This is a genomic window from Streptomyces sp. W16, assembly GCF_033194735.1.
GTDB lineage: Bacteria > Actinomycetota > Actinomycetes > Streptomycetales > Streptomycetaceae > Streptomyces.
In genome coordinates this window covers 1-18,719 of record NZ_JAWOAI010000164.1, presented here as the reverse complement: position 1 = coordinate 18,719, position 18,719 = coordinate 1, and the positions used below count along the sequence as shown (strand labels likewise).

The window sequence follows — 18,719 nt, the reverse complement described above, 5'->3', positions numbered from 1 at the left end:
CTGACCGACTACGCCGCCTGCCGCTGGAGCGGCAAGGCCTTCCTCAGCGACACCCTCGCCGCCCGGACCGGGGCCTGGCGCCCCCTCGCACGCACCTGGCACACCAGCCGTGTGCAGGCGACTCTCGGCGCCTCCGAACTGCTGCCCGCGGTCGTGCCGACGGGAGCCGTGATCGGCGACGTACGCTCCGAGCGGCTGCGGAACGCCGGCGTCCTCAGGCCCGGCGCCCTCGTGGTGGCCGGAGGGCACGACCACCCCGTCGGCGGCTGGGGCGTCCATCAGCTACGCCCCGGAGCCGTCCTCGACTCCATGGGCACCGCGGAAGTCGTCGTCGCGCAGACACATGCTCCGCCCGGCCATGTGCCTGGGGCCGTCGATGTCTCACCCGGCATTCACAACGCCTTCGGAGCCACCGTTCTCCACGTGGAGGAACTCGCCCGGAACGTCGCCTGGGCGTCACAGGATCCGGCCGTGGCCGATGCCCTCGACCGTCTGATCTCCGGCAACGCCACACCCGACGATCATCTGTTCTCGGACACCTTCCACCCCGGCGCGGCGGGCGGCCATACACCCTTCTACGCCCCCCATTCCGCGTCCGACCCGCACTCCAGGGCATCTGCCGTACTCGGCGCACTGGCGCGACGCGGTGGCCTTGCCATCGCCGCCGTACAGGCCCTCGCCGAGCCGGACGCGCCTGTTTACACCGCGGGCGGGTGGGCCCGCTCCCGCGGCTGGCTCGACATCAAACAAGCGGTGACCGGCACAGCAGCCCACGTCATCGCGGAACCAGAAGTAACAGCCGTTGGCGCGGCACTCCTCGCCGCCCGGGCCCTCGACTGGAAACCGTCCGTCACCGCCGCCCTGAACCCCGGGGCAGAGGCAGGACTGCAAGGTGCAACAGCCGGTCGATGAGCGAGCGGGTCACCCCAACACCCACCGCAGGCGCCGGCCATTCAGCAGGCTGCCGTGCTCGCGCCCTCCCCTCTGACGGCCGGACGCGCGAGCACAGCAGCCTCCTATCAGCACGTGAACTGGCAACAGCCACACGCGTGTTCGCTCCAGCGTGCCCACAGCGCCGGTGCTGACGGGCGTGAAGCCGCCGCCCGAGCCACGACAGCGCGCGAACGCCGGACAGCCGTCGACGACCTGGTCGGCCACGTTGCTGTGCTCCGCCGTCTGCCCGCCGCCGCGATCGGCGCAGTGGGCAGAAGCCTGTCCGCGTCGGTGAGGGATACGCCAGCCACCCCCTCCACAACCATGCCGTGCCTACGAAGACAGGTGCGCAGAAGCCGCGGTCGAAGCTCTGGGCGCCACACCGATCCGCGTCGCGAAATGTGTCGCCATCGCCTCCTCGGCGGTCGCTCATTTTCGTAGTTAACAGACTCTTGACGCGGCCGAAAACCAATGCATACAGTCCGGACTGTCCAGGCTGACCGGCCTGTACGTACAAGACTGCGGGACCTTGAGTTCTGGAGCACCTCATGAGCGGATCGAACAGCGCTCAGGCCATCGATCGCATTTCGGCTGAGCCGTACTACCTGCAGCTTGCCGAGCGCATCCGTGACCAAATCTCGACGGGTGCCGTAGCCGCCGGCGACCGTCTGCCCAGCGAGGGCGAACTGGCCGCCACCTGGAACGTCTCCCGTGCCACGGTCCGAGAGGCCCTGCGGTTGCTGGAGGAGGAGGGCTGGGTCGCCCGCATCGCACGGCGAGGGGCCTTCGCCTCGATGCCGCCGCGCCGGGGGTGGCTGTTGCAGGGCCGGGAGGGCTTCTTCGAGAACGAGGTGGCGGGGCACCAGCGACGGGTCACCACCCAGGTGCTGCGTGCCGAGAAGGCGACACTGCCGACGCACTCGGCCGAGGAACTTCACATGGCTCCTGGCAGCGACGGCTACATCCTCGAACGGCTTCGCAAGCTCGACGGCAAGGTGGCGCTCTTCTCCGCCAATTACCTGCCCCCGCTGGTCGGCGAGCTGGTGTCACGCAGCGACGTTCCGGCAGGAGAAGGCTCCCTCAACAACACGCTGAGCAAGGGCGGTTACACGGTCGCGGGCGCGTCCCGCACGGTCGAGGCCGTCACCGCGCGGGGGAAGGTCGCCGACCTGCTCCAAGTCCCGGACGGCGCACCGCTGTTGAAAGTCAGGTCGACCTCGTGGGACACGCACTTGGTGCCCTTCGAGCACCACGAGGTCTGGGTCCGCAGCGACGTGGTGCACGTCGAGATCCAGGTCGGCGCTCCCGCCCCCACCCGGACGGCATCCCCCTCCCCAGAGATCGGCCGGCTCGTCAGCCCCTGATCCGCCCAGACCCCACACGATCCCCCACCCGCCCCGACAGAACGAAGGCGGCAGTTCTGCCCTTCCCGTCCTCAAGGAGAAACTTCCATGCCCCGCACCGGACGTAGACAACTCATCACGGCGACCTTCGTCGTCGGCACCCTGACTGCTGCTGCCGCCTGCTCCGACCCCTCGGCCGGGCAGGACGCCTCGGGCAACACCACGATCACCGTGGCGCTCGCGGCGAACCCTCAGATGAAGACGGCCGAGAGCCTGATCTCCGACTTCGAGCAGAAGAACCCGGGGATCAAGGTCAAGTTCACCACCTTGCCGGAGAACGACCTGCGCCCGGCCGTCACCAAGGACGTCGCCACCAAGGCGGGCCAGTACGACGTGGCCATGATCGGCAGCTACGAGGTGCCTATCTGGGCGAAGAACGGCTGGATCGTCCCGCTCGACAGCTACGTCTCCAAGGACGCGGCATGGGACGAGAACGACGTCCTCCAGCCGATCAAGGACATCGTGTCGGCAGATGGCAAGCTGTACGCCGCCCCCTTCTACGGGTCGAGTTCCTTCCTCTTCTACCGCAAGGACCTGGCGAAGAAGGCCGGGGTCACGATCCCGCAGAAGCCGACCTGGCAGCAGGTCGCGGCGGCTGCGGCCAAGTTGGACGACAAGAAGGACGGCGTCTCCGGCATCTGCCTGCGCGGCCTGCCCGGCTGGGGCCAGAACCTGGCCTCGCTGACGACCGTCATCAACACCTTCGGCGGTCGCTGGTTCGACGAGAAGTGGCAGCCGCAGCTCACCTCGCCCGCAACCGAGAAGGCCGTGAAGTTCTACGTCGACCTGCTGCGCTCGCACGGCCAGCAGGACGCGGCCAAGGACGGCTGGGAGGGCTGCCTGCAGCAGATCACCCAGGGCAAGACCGCGATGTGGTACGACGACACGGTCTTCGCCGGATCCGCCTTGCAGGAGGCCACCGCGCAGGTGAAGAACAACCTCGGGTTCGCGATGGCGCCCGTGGATCAGACCAAGGCGTCCGGCTGGCTGTGGTCCTGGGGGCTGGGCATCACCCAGTCCAGCAAGCACAAGGACGCCGCCTGGAAGTTCATCTCCTGGGCGACCAGCAAGGAGTACATCAAACTCGCCGGCACCAAGGCCGGCTGGGACTCCGTCCCGCCCGGTTCGCGCACCTCGACCTACTCGATCCCGCAGTACCAGAGCGCGGCCAAGTCCTACGCCGATCTGACCCTGGCCTCGATCAACGCCGCCAACCCGAAGCAGCCGACCGTCGATCCGGTGCCCTACACCGGAGTGCAGTACGTGCAGATCCCCGAGTTCACCGACATCGGTGACTACGTCTCGCAGCAGGTCGCGGGAGCCATCGCCGGCACCCAGAGCGTGCAGCAGGCGCTGAAGAAGTCCCAGTCCTACACCGAGTCCGTGGTCAAGAAGGCCGGCTACCTCAAGTAGCCGCAGCTGGGCGGCGTGAGAGGTGCAACAGCCCATCACGCCGCCCGACTCTCAGGAGGAAGTGAGCCATGACCACCATCAGCCAGCCGGCTGTCCCGGTGAAGTCACCAACCCGGCGCGGGTCGTGGAGCCGACGCGCCCCACTGCTGCCGGCACTCGTCATCACGCTCGTGCTGACACAGATCCCGTTCGCCCTGACCATCTGGTACTCGCTGCAACGCTGGAACCTGCTCGACCCCGGCCAGAAGGGCTTCGCCGGCCTCGACAACTTCCGGACCACCTTCGGTGACGACACGTTCTGGAAGGCCATCAAGAACACGGTGGTCCTCACCGGCGGCGCGACGATCGCCAGCATGCTCGTCGGGCTGGTCCTGGCGATGCTGCTGCAGAAGAAGTTCCCGGGGCGCGGCATCGCCCGCACGCTCGCCATCACACCGTTCTTCGTCATGCCCGTGGCGGTCACACTGTTCTGGCGCAGCGCCATGTTCGACCCCTCCTTCGGACTCCTCGGCTGGCTCACCGATTCCGTCGGGCTGCCGCGCGTGAACTGGCTGAGCGAGCAGTCGATGCTCTCCATCATCATGATCACCTCGTGGCGGTGGACACCGTTCGCGATGCTCGTGCTGCTTGCCGGACTGCAGGCGCTGCCAGATGACCAGTTGGAAGCCGCACGCGTCGACGGCGCGAACTGGTGGCAGCAGTTCCGCAACGTCGTCCTCCCGCACCTGCGGCCCTTCCTCGAACTGACCGCGCTGCTGCTCAGCATGAACATCATCCAGACGTTCGGCGAGATCGCCCTGCTCACGGCCGGTGGTCCAGCGTTCGGGACGACCAACATCACCTACTACGTGTACCTGCGTGCGTTCAACTCGTTCGACTTCGGCACCGCTTCGGCATACGGGCTGGTCACGTTGGTGCTCACCATCGCACTCGCGATGCCGGCGCTACGCCTGCTGTCCGGCATCTTCCAGCAGGAGGGACGACGATGACCGCCACGGCCCTGCACCCCTCGAAGAAGAAGCCCGCCTCGCCCGAGCCACACAGCCGCCCGCGCGGGCGCCGGCGTCGACCTGCCAACGACAAGGCCAGTTGGCCCGTGGCCGTACTCGGCTGGCTCGGATCGCTCGTACTCTTCTCGCCGATCGCGTACATGCTGCTCAAGAGCTTCCAGACCGAGACCGACGCGGCGTCGCCCTCCCCCAAGCTCCTGTTCCACCCGACACTGGAGCACTACCGGAGCACGTTCCAGGCCGGCTTCTGGGCGTACGCGGGCAACTCGATCGTCGTCGCGGTCGTCTCGACGGTCCTGGTACTGCTGCTGGCCACGCCTGCCGCGTACGCGCTGTCGGTACGGCCGGTCCGTAAGACGCAGGACGTGCTGTTCTTCTTCATCAGCACCAAGATGATGCCCGTCGCCGCGGGCATCATCCCGATCTACGTGGTGGCCCAGCACCTGCACCTGTTGAACACCGTGGTGGTGCTGCTGATCCTGCACCTAGGCATGAACCTCCCGCTTGCCGTATGGATGATCCGCTCGTTTCTCCAGGAGGTACCCGGCGAGGTACTCGAAGCCGCGGCGATCGACGGGGCCGGCCGGACACGCATCATGCGCAGCATCGTGCTTCCGCTGGTCCGACCCGGCCTGTGGTCAACGGCCCTGCTGTGCTGCGTGTTCTCCTGGAACGAGTACTTCTACGCGGTCAACCTCACGACGACCACCTCCACGCTGCCCCTGTTCATGCAGAAGTTCCTGTCGTTCGGTGAGCTCTACACCGCCCAAGTAGCCGCCGTCGCCACCGTGGTAAGCATCCCCGTCGTCATTCTCGGCTGGGTGTGCCAGCGCAGTCTGGTGCGTGGCCTGTTGTTCGGGGCGGTGAAGTGACGCGTGCGGTCCTCAACTCCCGAATGACAACGCCTTCTCGATCTCCTTGCTGGTGCGGTGTGCCGGACAGCCGTGTTCAGACGCGCGGGCGGATCCGCAGTCCGTGCATGCCGCCGTCGACGGCGAGATCGGTGCCGGTGGTGGAGCCGGAGAGCGGACTCGCCAGGTAGGCGATGGCCGCGGCGACCTCTTCCGCGCTGACCAGGCGGCCCATGGGCTGACGGGCGTTCAGGGCGGCGCGTTCGGCCGCGGGGTCGGCGGCGCTGTCCAGCAGGCGCCCGACCCAGGGGGTGTCGGCGGTACCGGGATTGACGCAGTTGACGCGGATTCCGGAGTGCACCAGGTCGGCGGCGCTCGCCCGGGTGAGGGAGAGGACAGCGCCCTTCGTGGCCGAGTACAGGGCCCGGTCGGGCAGTCCCGCCGTGGCCGCGATGGAGCAGGTGTTGACGACGGCCGCGCTGTGCGAGCGCCGCAGGTGCGGCAGCGCGGCACGGGTCACCCGTACCATGCCGAAGACGTTGACCTCGAAGACGCGACGCCACTCGTCGTCGGGGTTGTCCTCGATCGTGCCCTGGGCGCCGATCCCCGCGTTGTTGACGAGGATGTCGATGCCCCCGAGCCTGCGGGCGGCCTCCTCGACGGCTGTTCGTACGCCGGTGTCGTCCGCCACGTCGGCCTGTATGCCGATGAGGGGTTCGGGCACGTCGTCCGGCTTGAGATCGAGGCAGGCCACGCGCGCCCCACGTGCGGCGAGCAACTGAGCGGTGGCCAGGCCGATGCCGGAGGCGCCACCGGTGACCAGCGCGGTCAGCCCGGCGAACTCGTCCGTGCTCATGTCGTGGCCTTCGCTTCCCACACCGGGCCCTCGGGGTAGCGGTGGGCCGCCACGGAGTCCGGGTGCAGTTCGGCGCTGATACCGGGGGCGGTCGGCGCGAGGTAGTGGCCTTCCCGGATGCGTACGGGATCGGTGAAGTGCTCGTGCAGATGGTCGACGTACTCGATCACGCGGTTCTCGGTGGTGCCGCTGACGGCGACGTAGTCGAACATCGCCAGGTGCTGCACCATCTCGCACAGGCCGACCCCGCCGGCGTGCGGGCAGACCGGGACGCCGAACTTGGCGGCCAGCAGCAGGATGGCGACGTTCTCGGTGACGCCCGCGGTGCGGCTCGCGTCCATCTGGAGGATGTCGAGCGAGCCGGCCTGGAGCAGCTGCTTGAACATCACCTGGTTGTGGGTGTGCTCACCGGTGGCCACCTTCACCGGCGCCAGCGCCTTGCGGATGGCGGCGTGGCCGAGGATGTCGTCGGGGGAGGTGGGTTCCTCGATCCAGTACGGGTCGTAGGGCACGAGCGCCCGCATCCAGTCGATGGCCTGCTGGACGCCCCACGCCTGGTTGGCGTCGACGGCGATCCTGATGTCCGGGCCGACCGCCTCGCGGGCCAGCCGCATCCGGCGCTCGTCGTCCGCGCGGTCGGCGCCGACCTTCAGCTTGATCTGGGAGAACCCGTCGGCGACCGCCTCCTTCGACAGCCGCACCAACTTCTCGTCGTCGTAGCCAAGCCAGCCGGGTGTCGTCGTGTACGCCGGATAACCGTGCTCCAGCAGGTGCGCGGCGCGTTCGGCGCGGCCTGGTTCGGCGCGGCGCAGGATGTCCAGGGCCTCGTCGCGGGTCAGCGCGTCCTGCAGATAGCGGAAGTCGACCAGGTCGACCAGCTGCTCCGGGGACAGTTCGGCCAGCAACTGCCAGACCGGCTTCCCCGTACGGCGGCCGTACAGGTCCCACACGGCGTTCACGATCGCCGCGGCGGCCATGTGGATGGCCCCCTTCTCCGGGCCCAGCCAGCGCAGTTGGCTGTCGCCGGTCAGCCGCCGGGAGAAACCGCCGAGGTCGTTCAGGACCTCTTCCACCGAGAGGCCGACCACCAGCGGGGCCAGCGCACGTACGGCGGCGACCTCCACGTCGTTGCCGCGCCCCACGGTGAACGCGAGCCCGTGGCCCTCGTCACCGCCGCTCGTACGGATCGTCACATAGGCGGCCGAGTAGTCGGGTTCGGGGTTCATCGCGTCGGAGCCGTCGAGTTCCAGAGAGGTCGGGAACCGTACGTCGACCGCTTCCACGGCGCTGATCAGTTCACTCATGGTGACCGGCAATCGCGGCCGGGAGGCCGAGGTGTCGTTTCGAGGTCATGGCAACCACCCATCGTCATGTGTCCATGGCATGCCCGATCTGCAACAGCAACCTTCGGACATGGGATGGATTTTTAGTCTCTGTTCGCCACTGTGTCCATAGCCGAGATGGCAAGAGTCGGATACTTTCGCTCCTGACCTGCGACGTAGACGAAATTTTCGTGATTGCGGCCGTGGTTCAGTCACCCCATGTCTTTCTACGTCATGGGATGTATTGCTACGGTGCCGCTGCGCACGCAATGACGAGGGGACGGCCACGCATGTCACTGACCGACAAGGCCATCGACCGCATCAGGGACCTCATCCAGTCGGGCGAGCTGCTCCCCGGGGCCAAACTTCCGCCCGAGCAACAGCTCGCCGCGGAGCTGGGCCTGTCCCGCAACCTGATGCGGGAGGCGGTGAAGGCGCTGGTCGTCGCGCGGGTGCTGGAGATCCGGCGCGGGGACGGCACCTACGTGACCAGCCTGGAACCGGAGCTGCTGCTGAGCAGCATCGGGTCCGCGGTGGAGTTGCTGCACGGCGACACGTTGCTGGAGCTCACCGAGGTGCGGCGGCTGTTCGAGCCCGTCGCCACAGCGCTGGCCGCCACGCGGATCTCGGCCACCGAGCTCGGCGAGGTGGAGCGGCACCTGGACGCGATGCGGGCGGCCCGCGACGACGTGGAGCGCCTCAACGAGCACGACGCCGCCTTCCACCGGGCCGTGGTCGCGGCCACCGGCAACGCCACGCTGGCCACCCTCTTGGAGGGCATCTCCGGCCGGACGCTGCGTGCCCGTGTCTGGCGGGGACTGGTCGACGACAACGCCGCCGGCCGCACCCTCGCCGAACACGAGGCGATCTACCAGGCGCTGGCCGACGGTGATGCCGTGCTCGCCCAGGCGGCGGCGCTGATGCACGTCAGCACCACCGAGCGATGGCTGCGCGAGCACCTGGCACGGGGCGGCCGGCTCCCCGGGGACGACTCAGCCGTTTAGGCGCTTCCTTCCCCCGGCCCCCCTCCACCCTCTGTCCATTTTCAATCTTCATGTCCCGTTCCCCGGTACCGAATTGCCAGGTCACCGGGCGGGCATGTTCACCTCACTGAGGAGTACCGATGAGATTTCTGCGCGTGGGCCCGGCGGGCTCCGAGCGGCCCGTGGTCCTTGACTCCGACGGCACCGCGAGAGATCTGAGTCCGCTGACCGTCGACATCGACGGTGCGTTCCTGGCCGAGGGCGGCGTGGAACGCGTCCGTGCCGCCGTGGCGGAGAACGCGCTGCCGCACACGGACATCGCCGGTCTGCGGGTCGGCGCCCCGGTCGCACGCCCCGGCAAGGTGGTGTGCATCGGGCTCAACTACGTCGATCACGCTGCGGAGACGGACACACCGCCCCCTGCCGAACCGGTCGTCTTCATGAAGGCCGCCAACACGGTCGTCGGCCCCGACGACACCGTGCTCGTACCGCGCACCAGTGAGAAGACGGACTACGAGATCGAACTCGCTGTGATCATCGGCCGCACCGCGCGCTACCTGGACTCGCCGGAGGAGGCGGACGACGTCGTCGCGGGCTACGCGATCGCCGACGACGTCAGCGAGCGGGCCTTCCAGCACGAGCGGGGCGGGCAGTGGGACAAGGGCAAGTCCTGCGAGACGTTCAATCCGCTCGGCCCCTGGCTGGTCACCCCCGACGAGACCGGCGACCCGCAGGGGCTGGCCATGCGGCTGTGGGTCAACGGCGAACTGCGCCAGGACGGCCACACCAAGAACATGATCTTCGGGGTGCGCCACATCGTCTGGTACCTGAGCCAGTTCATGGTGCTGGACCCCGGAGACGTGATCAGCACCGGCACCCCGGCCGGCGTTGCCTTCGGCGCCAACGACTTCCCCTATCTGGTCGCCGGAGACGTGGTCGAGGTGGAGATCGACCGGCTCGGCCGCCAGCGGCACGTCCTCGGACAGGCCTGATGACCTCCGCGAGCCCGCCCTGGTTCACCGAGCGCGTCCCGCTCGGCCGCTCCGGGGTCACCGTCAGCCGTCTCGGCCTGGGCACCGCACCGATGGCCGGGCTGTTCTCGGCGGTCGGCGACGAGCAGGCCACCGCCATGCTCGACGCCGCCTGGGCGGCCGGTGTCCGCTACTTCGATACCGCCCCGCACTACGGCGCCGGGCTCGCGGAACGGCGGCTGGGATCCTTCCTCGCCGACACCGGCCGCCCGCGCGCCGAGTTCACCGTGTCCACCAAGGTGGGACGGCTGCTCGTGCCGGGCGACGCCGCCCTCGGGGACGAGGCGTTCCACGGCGAACGCGGGCTGGTCCGGGTGCGCGACTACAGCGCCGAGGGCGTCTACCGATCGCTCGCCGAGAGCCTTGAGCGGTCCGGTCTCGAAGCCTTCGACACGGTCCTGATCCACGACCCGGACGACCACTGGGAGGACGCGCTCAAGAGGGCGTACCCGGCACTGGCCCGGCTGCGCGACCAGGGAGCGGTCCGGGCGATCGGCGCGGGCATGAACCAGACGGCGATGCTCACCCGCCTCGTCACCGAGACCGACCTCGACTGCGTACTCGTCGCCGGCCGCTACTCCCTGCTGGACCGCAGCGCCGCCGAGGTGCTGCTGCCGCTGTGCGCCGAGCGCGAGGTGGGCGTCCTGGTCGGCGGCGTCTTCAACAGCGGCATCCTCGCCGACCCGTCTCCGGGCGCCACCTACGACTACGCCCCGGCCCCCGACGAAGTGCTGCGCCGCGCCCGGTCCCTGGCCGAGCGGTGCGCAGCCCACGGGGTGCCGCTGGCCGCCGCCGCGCTGCAGTTCCCGCTGCGCCACCCGGCGGTCACCGGCGTGGTCCTCGGCGCGCGCAGTCCACTGGAGGTCACGGAAAACATCGCGCACGCCACGACGGAGATCCCCGCGGAGTTGTGGGCCGAACTCGACGCCCTGGCGGGGGCCCGGCCATGACACGGATCGACGGTCACCACCACGTCTGGCGGCCCCGGTCCGCGACGCCTGTGGCAGAGACGACTCCGAGAGCGCCCGGGACCGCCTCCGGCCCGAGCCGTCGCCCGCACGACTGGCTGGACGCCCCCGACTTGGCAGCCGTACGCCGTGACTTCACCCTCGACGACCTCGCACCGGAGGCCGCGGCGGCGGGCATCGACCGGACGATCCTGGTCCAGGTCCTCCCCGATGCCGACGAAACGGCGGAGTTCCTGTCCCTGGCGGGGGCGGCGGACCTGGTCGCCGGTGTCGTCGGCTGGGCGGACCTCACCTCGGACCGCCTCACGGACACACTGGCCGCCCTGCGGACGGGCACCGGAGGTGAACTCCTGGTAGGGGTCCGGTACTTGGTGCAGGGCGAGGCGGACCCGGGCTGGCTGAACCGGGCGGACGTCCGGCGTGGACTGGGCAGAGTGGCGGACGCGGGTCTCGCCTACGACCTGCTCACCCTCCCGCACCAACTCCCCGCCGCCATCGCCACCGCACGGGCACTGCCCGAGCTGACCTTCGTCCTCGACCACCTGTCCAAGCCGCCCATCGCCTCCGGCGAACTGCGGCCGTGGGCCGCGCTGATCCGTGAACTGGCCGCCGAACCCAACGTGTTCTGCAAGCTGTCCGGCATGGTCACCGAGGCGGACCGCACCGGCTGGACCGTCGCGGATCTGCGTCCGTACGCCGATGAGGTGCTGGACGCCTTCGGCCCGTCCCGTGTGATGTTCGGCTCCGACTGGCCGGTGTGCCTGCTGGCCGCCTCCTACGAGGAGGTCGTCCGCGCGGCCGAGGAAGTGACCGACCGGTTGACCGCCGCCGAACGTGCCGAGGTCTTCGGCGGCACGGCGGCCCGCGCCTACCGACTGCGGAAGGAAAACCTGTGAAGATACGTCTGGCCTACGGGCAGTCGGGGCTCGACATCGAGGTGGATCCGCGGACGGCGACCGTCGTCGAACCCGTTCACCACGAGGCCGCCGGGGATCAAATGGCCGTACTGCGCGAGGCGTTGCGCTCCCCCGTCGCCGGGCCCCCGCTGCGCGAACGGGTACGACCGGGGCAGACGGTGGCGATCTCGGCCTGCGACGGCACCCGCCCCCAGCCACGCCATCTGATGATCCCCGCCGTCCTCGCCGAACTCGAAGGGATCGTCCGTCTGGAGGACGTGGTGATCCTCGTCGCCACCGGCACCCACCGGGGCAACGGCGAGACGGAACTGCGCGAGATGTTCGGCGACGAGGTCGTGGACGCCGTACGCATCGTCAACCACGACGCCCGCGACCCCGGACAACTGACCTGGATGGGGACGCACGGCAACGGCGTCCCGGTCTGGCTGAACCGTGCGTGGGCCGAAGCGGACGTCCGCATCACCACGGGCTTCGTCGAACCGCACTTCTTCGCCGGCTTCTCGGGCGGTCCGAAACTCGTGGCCCCCGGCCTGGCCGCGCTGGAGACGGTCCTCGTCCTGCACGACGCGGCCCGCATCGGCGACCCGCGCGCCACCTGGGGCAACACCCACGGCAACCCCGTCCATGACGACGTACGGGCCATCGCCGAAGCGACCGGAGTCACCTTCTCGCTGGACGTGGTGCTCAACCGGGACAAAGACATCGTGGCCGCCTTCGGAGGCGATCTGGCGCCGATGCACGCCGCGGCCACGGCCACGGCGAAGCGGATGGCGATGCGGCCGGTCGAGGCGCCGTTCGACGTCGTCGTCACCACCAACTCCGGCTTCCCGCTGGACCAGAACCTCTACCAGGCGGTCAAGGGCATGTCCGCCGCGTACCAGGTGGTCAAACCCGGCGGCATGATCGTCTGCGCGGCCGAGTGCCGCGACGGCTTCCCCGACCACGGCTCCTACCGGGAGGTGCTGGCCTCCGCTCCGTCCCCGCAGGCGCTGTTCGACGACATCAGCGCCCGCACCGAAACCGTGCCCGACCAGTGGCAGGTGCAGATCCAGGCACGTATCCAGTCCGGCAGCCGGGTCGTCATGCACACCGGTTTCCTGAGCGACGCCGAACTGGCCACCGCCCACCTGCGACAGACCCGCGACATCTCGGCCACCGTCGCCGAGGCGCTGGCCGCAGCGGGTCCCGGCGCCCGTCTCTGCGTCCTGCCCGAAGGCCCGCAGACCATCCCGTACGTCGACCGGAGCCGGGCATGAGTGGGGTACTGGACCTGGGCTACGCCCGACTGGACCTCGCCCGCGAGGCCCGGCAGGGACTCCCCGAGGTCGTCTACGGGCCCGGAAAGACGGTCGAGCAGATCAGCGGCATCGTCACCGGGCTGCTGGAACACAACACCGGCCCTGTCCTCGTCACCCGGATCGAGGCGGAGACCGCCGAGGCCGTCATGGCACGGCTGGATCCGGGCGCGCACGACGAGGAGACGCGAGGCCCGGGGCCGTACGACGGTCAGCCATACGACCCGGGAACGTACGACGGGCAACCGCACGGCCCCGCAATGTACGACGCCGAGGCCCGGCTGCTGTGCTGGCGGCCGTCTCCGGCCGGGGACTTCCGCGTGACGGTGGTGGCTGCCGGCACCTCGGACCGGCCCGTTGCCGCCGAAGCCGTCGCCGTGGCCGCCGCCGTCGGCCTGGACACCACCGCCATCCACGACGTGGGGGTGGCCGGCCTCGACCGGATCCTCCAGGTGCGTGACCGGCTCCAGACCGCCGACGCGGTGATCGTCGTGGCCGGGATGGAGGGCGCCCTCGCCAGTGTCGTGGGCGGTCTGGTGCGCGCACCGGTCGTCGCCGTGCCGGTCTCCACCGGGTACGGCGCGTCCCTGGAGGGCGTCACCGCACTGCTCGCCATGCACGCGTCCTGTGCTGCCGGGGTGACCGTGGTCAACATCGACTCCGGCTTCTCGGCCGCGATGGCGGTCCACCGCATCGCCCAAAGCCTTGCGAACGCACAAAGCCGTGTGAGCACACCCGGAGGCGCCCGGTGATCGCCTGGATCAACCCGTTCACCGGGCTGGCCGGAGACATGCTCCTGGCCGCCCTCATCGACGCCGGAGCACCGCTGGACGCGATCCGGGCCTCGATCGCCGCCACGGGTCTCACCGGCTGGGAACTGACCGCCGAGCGCGTCACCGACCACGGGCTGGCCGCCACCCGGGTCCACGTGGACGTCACCGACCCGTGCACCGAGCGGCAGGCCGCCGAAGTCATCCGCCTCGTCTCCCGAGCCACCCCCGAACCTGTCGCCGCCCTCGCGGTCGCCACCGTGACCGCCGTTGCCGAGGTGGAGGGCCGCCTGCACGGCGCCGACCCCGCCACCGTCCACCTCCACGAACTCGGCGGCCACGACACCCTGGTCGACATCGTCGGCGTCGCGGCGGCCCTGCACGCCCTGGGCGTCTCCGACGTCTTCAGCGCACGGCTCCCGCTGGGCAGGGGGCGGGTGACCTCGGCGCACGGAGTACTGCCCTGCCCGGCACCCGCCACACTGGCGCTGCTCTCCGGAGCGGCCGTCATGGGAAGCGATCTGCCCGGCGAAACGGTGACGCCCACCGGCGCCGCACTGCTGCGCGCGCTCGGGGCGCGGTACGAACCCCCGCCCCCCATGGCCCTGGGCCGCACCGGGTACGGGGCGGGCACCCGCCGCCTGCCGGACCGGGCCAACGTCACAGCGGTGACCCTGGGAGTCCCCACCCCGGCAGCCGCGCGTCAGGACCCTCCGGCGGAGGACGTCGTCGTTCTGGAGACCAACCTCGACGACGTCACCGGCGAGATCCTCGGACACACCATCACCCGAGCGATGGAGTCCGGTGCTCTCGACGCCTGGGTGACACCCGCCGTGATGAAGAAGAACCGTCCGGCGCACGTGCTGCACGTCCTGACCACCCGACAGGACGAGCGTCGGCTGCGCGACCTCGTCCTGTCGGAGACCGGCAGCCTCGGCATCCGCCGCGTCGACGCCACCCGCACCGCGCTGCCGCGGGACTTCGAGACCGTGCACGTGGACGGCCACCCGGTTCGGATCAAGCACGGTCCGCACGGCGCCAAACCCGAACACGACGACCTCGCCTCCGTCGCCGCGGACCTGGGCATGCCCCTCCGGACCGTCGCGGCACGCGCACTCGCCAAGAGCGGCCGGGTCGCCGCCCCTCAGCACACCGACCTTCTCGCAGGAGGACAACCATGACCGTCACAGACGAGGGAGCGGCCGCACTCGCACACGCCGACGCGCTCGCCGACCGGCTTCTGGACCGCATGCGCGTCATCGGCGCCGTCGCCGTGGCCTATTCGGGCGGCGCGGACTCCGCCCTCGTGCTCGCCGCCGCCGTACGTGCCGTCGGCCCGGAGCGGGTTCTCGCCGTCACCGCCGTGTCGGAGAGCCTGGCCGCCGGTGAACTGCCGCACGCCCGCCGCCTGACCACAGACCTCGGCGTCACTCATCTCACCCCGCACACCAGCGAACTGACCCGTCCCGGCTACCGCGCCAACGGCCCCGACCGCTGCTACTTCTGCAAGTCCGAGGTCCTGGACACCATCACCGTGCTCGCCCACGACCACGGATACGAGCTGGTGGCCACCGGCACCAACGCGGACGACGCCCGGGACCCCCACCGCCCAGGCATCAGGGCCGGCCGGGAACGCGGCATCCACACCCCGCTCCTCGACACCGGCCTGACCAAGGCGGAGGTGCGCCTGCTGAGCAGGCACTGGTCACTGCCGACCTGGAACAAACCCGCGACACCCTGTCTGGCCAGCCGCATCCGCTACGGCATCGAGGTCACCCCGCACCGCCTGGCCCGCGTCGACCGGGCCGAGACCGCGGTACGCGCGCTCCTGACCGACGCCGGACTGGCAGTGACCGACCTCCGGGTCCGCGACTTGGGTGACACCGCCCGCCTGGAAGTGGACGCCTCGCTCGTCGACCGGATCTCCGCGCTCCCCGGGCTCGCGGGGGCACTCTCGGACGCGGGCTTCGCCGAACTGCCCCACCAGGTGGAGCCCTTCCGATCAGGACGGCTCAACTCCGAGACCTCAGGCCTTGGCGCGGCGCCCCGCTCGACAGCGGATCGGCCCGTCACGTGAGGCGTGTCGTCGTCGTATGACGTCGTCCCCCAGTGAGGACCCGTTCGCTGAACCGATGGTCCAGCGCTGAGTGCGCGCATTGCAGTCTGTCGGCATCGACTGAAAAGTGGTCGACGAGCGGCCTGGGGAAACCTCACCCCGCGTTCCCGTTCGCATCGCCTGCAAAGGCATCGAGTTCAGCGAACGGCTCGGCAGCCGCTGGTGGGATATCGAGCGGACTATGTCCTCTCCCCTCACCCGCGGGGGTGGTCCCTGATGCGTGTGGATTGCGCGGGGTGCCCGCCTTCTGCCCCCGCTCGCGGGGAACATCCCCGTGTCATGCGCAGCCTGTACGCCAGCGTTCCCTACTCTCCGCACCCACAGAGACAGTCCCGATCCCGGGAACTTCCGACGCGCTGAAGCAGAGGGTCTCTGTCTGCGGAAGAAGGCCCTCCACCCACCAAGATCTGGACCAGGAGCGGACCAACTCCACCTCACGTGCGGCAATTTCACTCATTTCTACAGATCAGGGGCCGTCGGACTCGTGTACCACCAGCAGACCAAGAACCTGCTGACGGTTCAGCCCCTCGACACCAGTCCCACGTCGGCCCGAGGCGTCGACAGTCCCTAGATCCCTCTTAAAATTGCAGGTCAACAGCTACTAAGGCATTATTAAGCCGCTACGGACTCCCCGCGCGATAACCATCCGCCCCCGCCTGACATCGCGCCTTCACCCGCTTCGGAAAAGCGCACGAGCCGGGAAGAACCAACCCGCCAGCGGCAACCTTCGCCGCCCCAAGCGCCGCACGACTCTGCGGCGTCCCTAGCGGCGTACAGCATGGACCCCCTTGTCGACCGCCGGGACGCCTCCGGCCCGCAGGACGGCGACCAGTGCGCGCGATCGAGCGGCACCGATATGCAGGCATTTGCGGAGTGTTTCCGCAGAAATCGGCCGCCGGTGAGTCTGCCAGTGCCGGGCGTCTTCCACCCGAGCCCGGTCCAGAAGATCATCGGTGGCGTCGTCCCAGCTGCCGTATTCGGCCACCGGCACGCCGTACAGTCGCTCTCCGGTGCGGCCGAAGCTGCTGCGTGGCAGTGTCGTCACATCGTCAGCTCGGATACCGCTGATGGCCTGCAGCAGGCCGGGGCCGACCTCGGCCCAACCGATCAGCAGCAGCGGGCCCACGGCGTCGAAAGCCGCGCGCCCGTACGCGCCCGCGAGCAGCGGCTCGGTGACGTTGAGGGCGAGGGTGAGCAGACTGGCCAGAAGCAACAGCCTGCGGGCCGGGCGCAGCGCGGTCTCGGGGGCGCCGTAGAGGGCGAGATACCGGATCGCCAACAGCAGCGCCAGGACCGAAAGGTCCACGGCGGGTGCCACGAGCGGGGCCACCCATGCGGACACGCCCAGCCGCAGAGCCAATGTCCAAACGTTGCCGAAGCCGAACAGGAAAGCGAGGCCAACCACCACTCCCGTGATCGCGGTAACAGCACGGAAGGCCAGCTGCTGCTCACGTACGGCACCGCGCCGCGCGAGGAGCTCACCAGGTTCAGACATGATCACCGACCCCGAACCGCTGATGGGTTTCCTGGGCGCGTTCGGCAGCGGCGCTGGCGCCGTAGCGGCGGGGCATCTCCGGCGACGTCCAGCCGAGCAGCAGCATCAGGTCGCCGGTGTCGCCGCCGGCGCGCTTCCACTCATGGGCAAAGGTGTGCCGCCACCGGTGCGCGTGCAGCTTGACCAGTCCGGCCTCAAGGCCCCGCCGCTTGAGCATGATCTTGATGCCGTTGGGGGCGAGCGGGCGCATCCCGCGCTCGGCCAGCCACAAGTCCGGCAAGTCAGCCGCCTTGTGCTTGGCACGGGCCCGCAGGTAACGGCTGACGGCCCGCGCGGTCCTCGGCCCGAAGCGCACCCGCCGGTCCTTGCTGCCCTTGCCGTGGAAATGCACCGACTCGGTGTGCATGTCGACGTCGTCGAGCAGGAGGTTGCCGACCTCGGACAGGCGTGCACCCGTGTTGCAGTACAGGCGGATGATCGCCTCGTCCCGCAGTTGGGCGAACTGCCTGCCCTTGCACGTAGCCAGGACCTTCGTGGTCTCGTCGCCCCGAATGACGGGGATCAGTTTCTGCGGCATCTTCGGCTGCCGGACCCGCTCCATCGGCGAGCGGTCGATCTCGCCCTCGTCGAGCATCAGCCACTTGAAGAACTGCTGCAGTGCCTTGTGTTTGTTCAGCGCCGTCGACGCCGACCGCGTCTCGATCATCCACGCCTGGAACGCCTCAATGTGCGCGCGGCTGATGTCGGTCGGATCCTCGGCCGCGTCGTCGGCCTCCGGGTCCGGCGAGTACTCCCCCAGGTAGCGGCCCAACTGGGCGGCCGCCAGCAGATAGTTGTAGCGGGTGGTCTCCGGATAGTTCCCCGCCCGCAACGAGCGGTCCCAGTCCCGCAGAAACCCCGACCAGGTCTTCGACAGACCCGCAGTGATCTTGTCCAGGTCCAGCAACGGCATTTCGCCGGCCTCCGAGTAAAGGTGCCGATGAGCGGCATGCTCAACCTCGAAGATCGGAAACGACCCATACGAAAAGGGCCCCCGCAGGCTCTCGCCTGCGAAGACCCTTCGCACTGTCGGGACGACAGGATTTGAACCTGCGACCCCTTGACCCCCAGTCAAGTGCGCTACCAAGCTGCGCCACGTCCCGGTGCGCTTTCCTGCGGTGAACCGCGTGATCGCGCGAACAGCAGCCTACCCCACGCCCGGGGGTGCGCCGAAGCCGGTGCCTGGCGCGGGACAATCGTCGTATGAGCGACACATCCTCGGACGGTGCGGACGGTACGCGGGACCGGGACGGTGCAGGGCGGGCGCGCAACGCCCGGCCCCGGGACGGGCTCGGGCGGCCGCTGCCGTATGGCGCG

The 18,719-nt window shown here is 69.5% G+C and carries 16 protein-coding genes, 1 tRNA gene and 2 pseudogenes; 14 read left to right on the top strand and 5 right to left on the bottom strand.

The genetic code is table 11. From position 1 onward, the window contains the following. The 5 genes and pseudogenes from R6V09_RS22515 to R6V09_RS22495 form a co-directional block, all read left to right on the top strand. Positions 1-912, top strand: a pseudogene (locus R6V09_RS22515) (hypothetical protein); the annotation flags it as partial. 569 nt (positions 913-1,481) lie between these two features. Beyond that, positions 1,482-2,297 carry a GntR family transcriptional regulator gene (locus tag R6V09_RS22510; protein WP_317883237.1) on the top strand — a complete coding sequence of 272 codons (816 nt, stop codon included), beginning with the start codon at positions 1,482-1,484 and terminating at the stop codon, positions 2,295-2,297. 87 nt (positions 2,298-2,384) lie between these two features. Beyond that, entirely contained in the window at positions 2,385-3,749 is a 1,365-nt protein-coding gene (locus tag R6V09_RS22505; RefSeq protein WP_317883236.1) for an ABC transporter substrate-binding protein, read from the top strand. Between the two features lie 68 nt (positions 3,750-3,817). After that, positions 3,818-4,738 (top strand): carbohydrate ABC transporter permease, encoded by a 921-nt coding sequence (locus R6V09_RS22500; protein WP_317883235.1) that lies wholly within the window; start codon positions 3,818-3,820, stop codon positions 4,736-4,738. After that, entirely contained in the window at positions 4,735-5,631 is an 897-nt protein-coding gene (locus tag R6V09_RS22495; RefSeq protein WP_317883234.1) for a carbohydrate ABC transporter permease, read from the top strand. Before R6V09_RS22500 ends, R6V09_RS22495 begins: the two co-directional genes overlap by 4 nt. A 76-nt stretch (positions 5,632-5,707) precedes the next feature. On the opposite strand, the gene R6V09_RS22490 is transcribed toward R6V09_RS22495, so the two are convergent. Next, on the bottom strand, positions 5,708-6,466 hold the full coding sequence (locus tag R6V09_RS22490) for an SDR family NAD(P)-dependent oxidoreductase (protein WP_317883233.1): 759 nt from the start codon (positions 6,464-6,466) through the stop codon (positions 5,708-5,710). Then, positions 6,463-7,770 (bottom strand): L-fuconate dehydratase, encoded by a 1,308-nt coding sequence (locus R6V09_RS22485; RefSeq protein ID WP_317883232.1) that lies wholly within the window; start codon positions 7,768-7,770, stop codon positions 6,463-6,465. The genes R6V09_RS22490 and R6V09_RS22485 overlap by 4 nt, the downstream gene beginning before the upstream one ends. 308 nt (positions 7,771-8,078) lie before the next feature. Here R6V09_RS22485 and R6V09_RS22480 point away from each other — a divergent pair, with 308 nt between their 5' ends. The 8 genes from R6V09_RS22480 to larE all read left to right on the top strand — a co-directional run bounded on the left by R6V09_RS22480 (position 8,079) and on the right by larE (position 15,829). After that, entirely contained in the window at positions 8,079-8,792 is a 714-nt protein-coding gene (locus R6V09_RS22480) for a FadR/GntR family transcriptional regulator (protein WP_317883231.1), read from the top strand. Between the two features lie 119 nt (positions 8,793-8,911). Beyond that, entirely contained in the window at positions 8,912-9,763 is an 852-nt protein-coding gene (locus R6V09_RS22475; RefSeq protein ID WP_317883230.1) for a fumarylacetoacetate hydrolase family protein, read from the top strand. Next, positions 9,763-10,752 carry an aldo/keto reductase gene (locus R6V09_RS22470; RefSeq protein WP_317883229.1) on the top strand — a complete coding sequence of 330 codons (990 nt, stop codon included), beginning with the start codon at positions 9,763-9,765 and terminating at the stop codon, positions 10,750-10,752. Before R6V09_RS22475 ends, R6V09_RS22470 begins: the two co-directional genes overlap by 1 nt. Further along, on the top strand, positions 10,749-11,666 hold the full coding sequence (locus R6V09_RS22465; protein WP_317883228.1) for an amidohydrolase family protein: 918 nt from the start codon (positions 10,749-10,751) through the stop codon (positions 11,664-11,666). The genes R6V09_RS22470 and R6V09_RS22465 overlap by 4 nt, the downstream gene beginning before the upstream one ends. Further along, on the top strand, positions 11,663-12,943 hold the full coding sequence (gene larA, locus R6V09_RS22460) for a nickel-dependent lactate racemase (protein ID WP_317883227.1): 1,281 nt from the start codon (positions 11,663-11,665) through the stop codon (positions 12,941-12,943). Before R6V09_RS22465 ends, larA begins: the two co-directional genes overlap by 4 nt. Next, positions 12,940-13,734, top strand: a complete 795-nt coding sequence (larB, locus tag R6V09_RS22455) for a nickel pincer cofactor biosynthesis protein LarB (RefSeq protein WP_317883226.1) — start codon at positions 12,940-12,942, stop codon at positions 13,732-13,734. The genes larA and larB overlap by 4 nt, the downstream gene beginning before the upstream one ends. Further along, positions 13,731-14,933, top strand: coding sequence for a nickel pincer cofactor biosynthesis protein LarC (gene larC / locus R6V09_RS22450; RefSeq protein ID WP_317883225.1), 1,203 nt, complete (start codon positions 13,731-13,733; stop codon positions 14,931-14,933). The genes larB and larC overlap by 4 nt, the downstream gene beginning before the upstream one ends. Then, on the top strand, positions 14,930-15,829 hold the full coding sequence (larE, locus tag R6V09_RS22445; RefSeq protein ID WP_317883224.1) for an ATP-dependent sacrificial sulfur transferase LarE: 900 nt from the start codon (positions 14,930-14,932) through the stop codon (positions 15,827-15,829). Before larC ends, larE begins: the two co-directional genes overlap by 4 nt. 802 nt (positions 15,830-16,631) lie before the next feature. Here the strand turns inward: larE and R6V09_RS22435 are convergent. The 3 genes from R6V09_RS22435 to R6V09_RS22425 form a co-directional block, all read right to left on the bottom strand. Then, positions 16,632-17,363, bottom strand: coding sequence for a SpdA protein (locus R6V09_RS22435; RefSeq protein WP_317883223.1), 732 nt, complete (start codon positions 17,361-17,363; stop codon positions 16,632-16,634). Then, positions 17,356-18,315 carry a tyrosine-type recombinase/integrase gene (locus tag R6V09_RS22430; protein ID WP_317883222.1) on the bottom strand — a complete coding sequence of 320 codons (960 nt, stop codon included), beginning with the start codon at positions 18,313-18,315 and terminating at the stop codon, positions 17,356-17,358. Before R6V09_RS22430 ends, R6V09_RS22435 begins: the two co-directional genes overlap by 8 nt. Before the next feature lie 116 nt (positions 18,316-18,431). Then, positions 18,432-18,505, bottom strand: a tRNA-Pro gene (locus R6V09_RS22425). Positions 18,506-18,605: 100 nt separating this feature from the next. Here R6V09_RS22425 and R6V09_RS22420 point away from each other — a divergent pair. Continuing rightward, positions 18,606-18,719, top strand: a pseudogene (locus R6V09_RS22420) (DUF309 domain-containing protein); the annotation flags it as partial.

What these genes read in the sequence shown, in the direction of transcription:
- R6V09_RS22510 (WP_317883237.1), top strand. Translation starts at nt 1,482, where the DNA reads ATGAGCGGATCGAACAGCGCTCAGGCCATCGATCGCATTTCGGCTGAG.
- R6V09_RS22505 (WP_317883236.1), top strand. Translation starts at nt 2,385, where the DNA reads ATGCCCCGCACCGGACGTAGACAACTCATCACGGCGACCTTCGTCGTC.
- R6V09_RS22500 (WP_317883235.1), top strand. Translation starts at nt 3,818, where the DNA reads ATGACCACCATCAGCCAGCCGGCTGTCCCGGTGAAGTCACCAACCCGG.
- R6V09_RS22495 (WP_317883234.1), top strand. Translation starts at nt 4,735, where the DNA reads ATGACCGCCACGGCCCTGCACCCCTCGAAGAAGAAGCCCGCCTCGCCC.
- R6V09_RS22490 (WP_317883233.1), bottom strand. Translation starts at nt 6,466, where the DNA reads ATGAGCACGGACGAGTTCGCCGGGCTGACCGCGCTGGTCACCGGTGGC.
- R6V09_RS22485 (WP_317883232.1), bottom strand. Translation starts at nt 7,770, where the DNA reads ATGAGTGAACTGATCAGCGCCGTGGAAGCGGTCGACGTACGGTTCCCG.
- R6V09_RS22480 (WP_317883231.1), top strand. Translation starts at nt 8,079, where the DNA reads ATGTCACTGACCGACAAGGCCATCGACCGCATCAGGGACCTCATCCAG.
- R6V09_RS22475 (WP_317883230.1), top strand. Translation starts at nt 8,912, where the DNA reads ATGAGATTTCTGCGCGTGGGCCCGGCGGGCTCCGAGCGGCCCGTGGTC.
- R6V09_RS22470 (WP_317883229.1), top strand. Translation starts at nt 9,763, where the DNA reads ATGACCTCCGCGAGCCCGCCCTGGTTCACCGAGCGCGTCCCGCTCGGC.
- R6V09_RS22465 (WP_317883228.1), top strand. Translation starts at nt 10,749, where the DNA reads ATGACACGGATCGACGGTCACCACCACGTCTGGCGGCCCCGGTCCGCG.
- larB (WP_317883226.1), top strand. Translation starts at nt 12,940, where the DNA reads ATGAGTGGGGTACTGGACCTGGGCTACGCCCGACTGGACCTCGCCCGC.
- larE (WP_317883224.1), top strand. Translation starts at nt 14,930, where the DNA reads ATGACCGTCACAGACGAGGGAGCGGCCGCACTCGCACACGCCGACGCG.
- R6V09_RS22435 (WP_317883223.1), bottom strand. Translation starts at nt 17,363, where the DNA reads ATGTCTGAACCTGGTGAGCTCCTCGCGCGGCGCGGTGCCGTACGTGAG.
- R6V09_RS22430 (WP_317883222.1), bottom strand. Translation starts at nt 18,315, where the DNA reads ATGCCGTTGCTGGACCTGGACAAGATCACTGCGGGTCTGTCGAAGACC.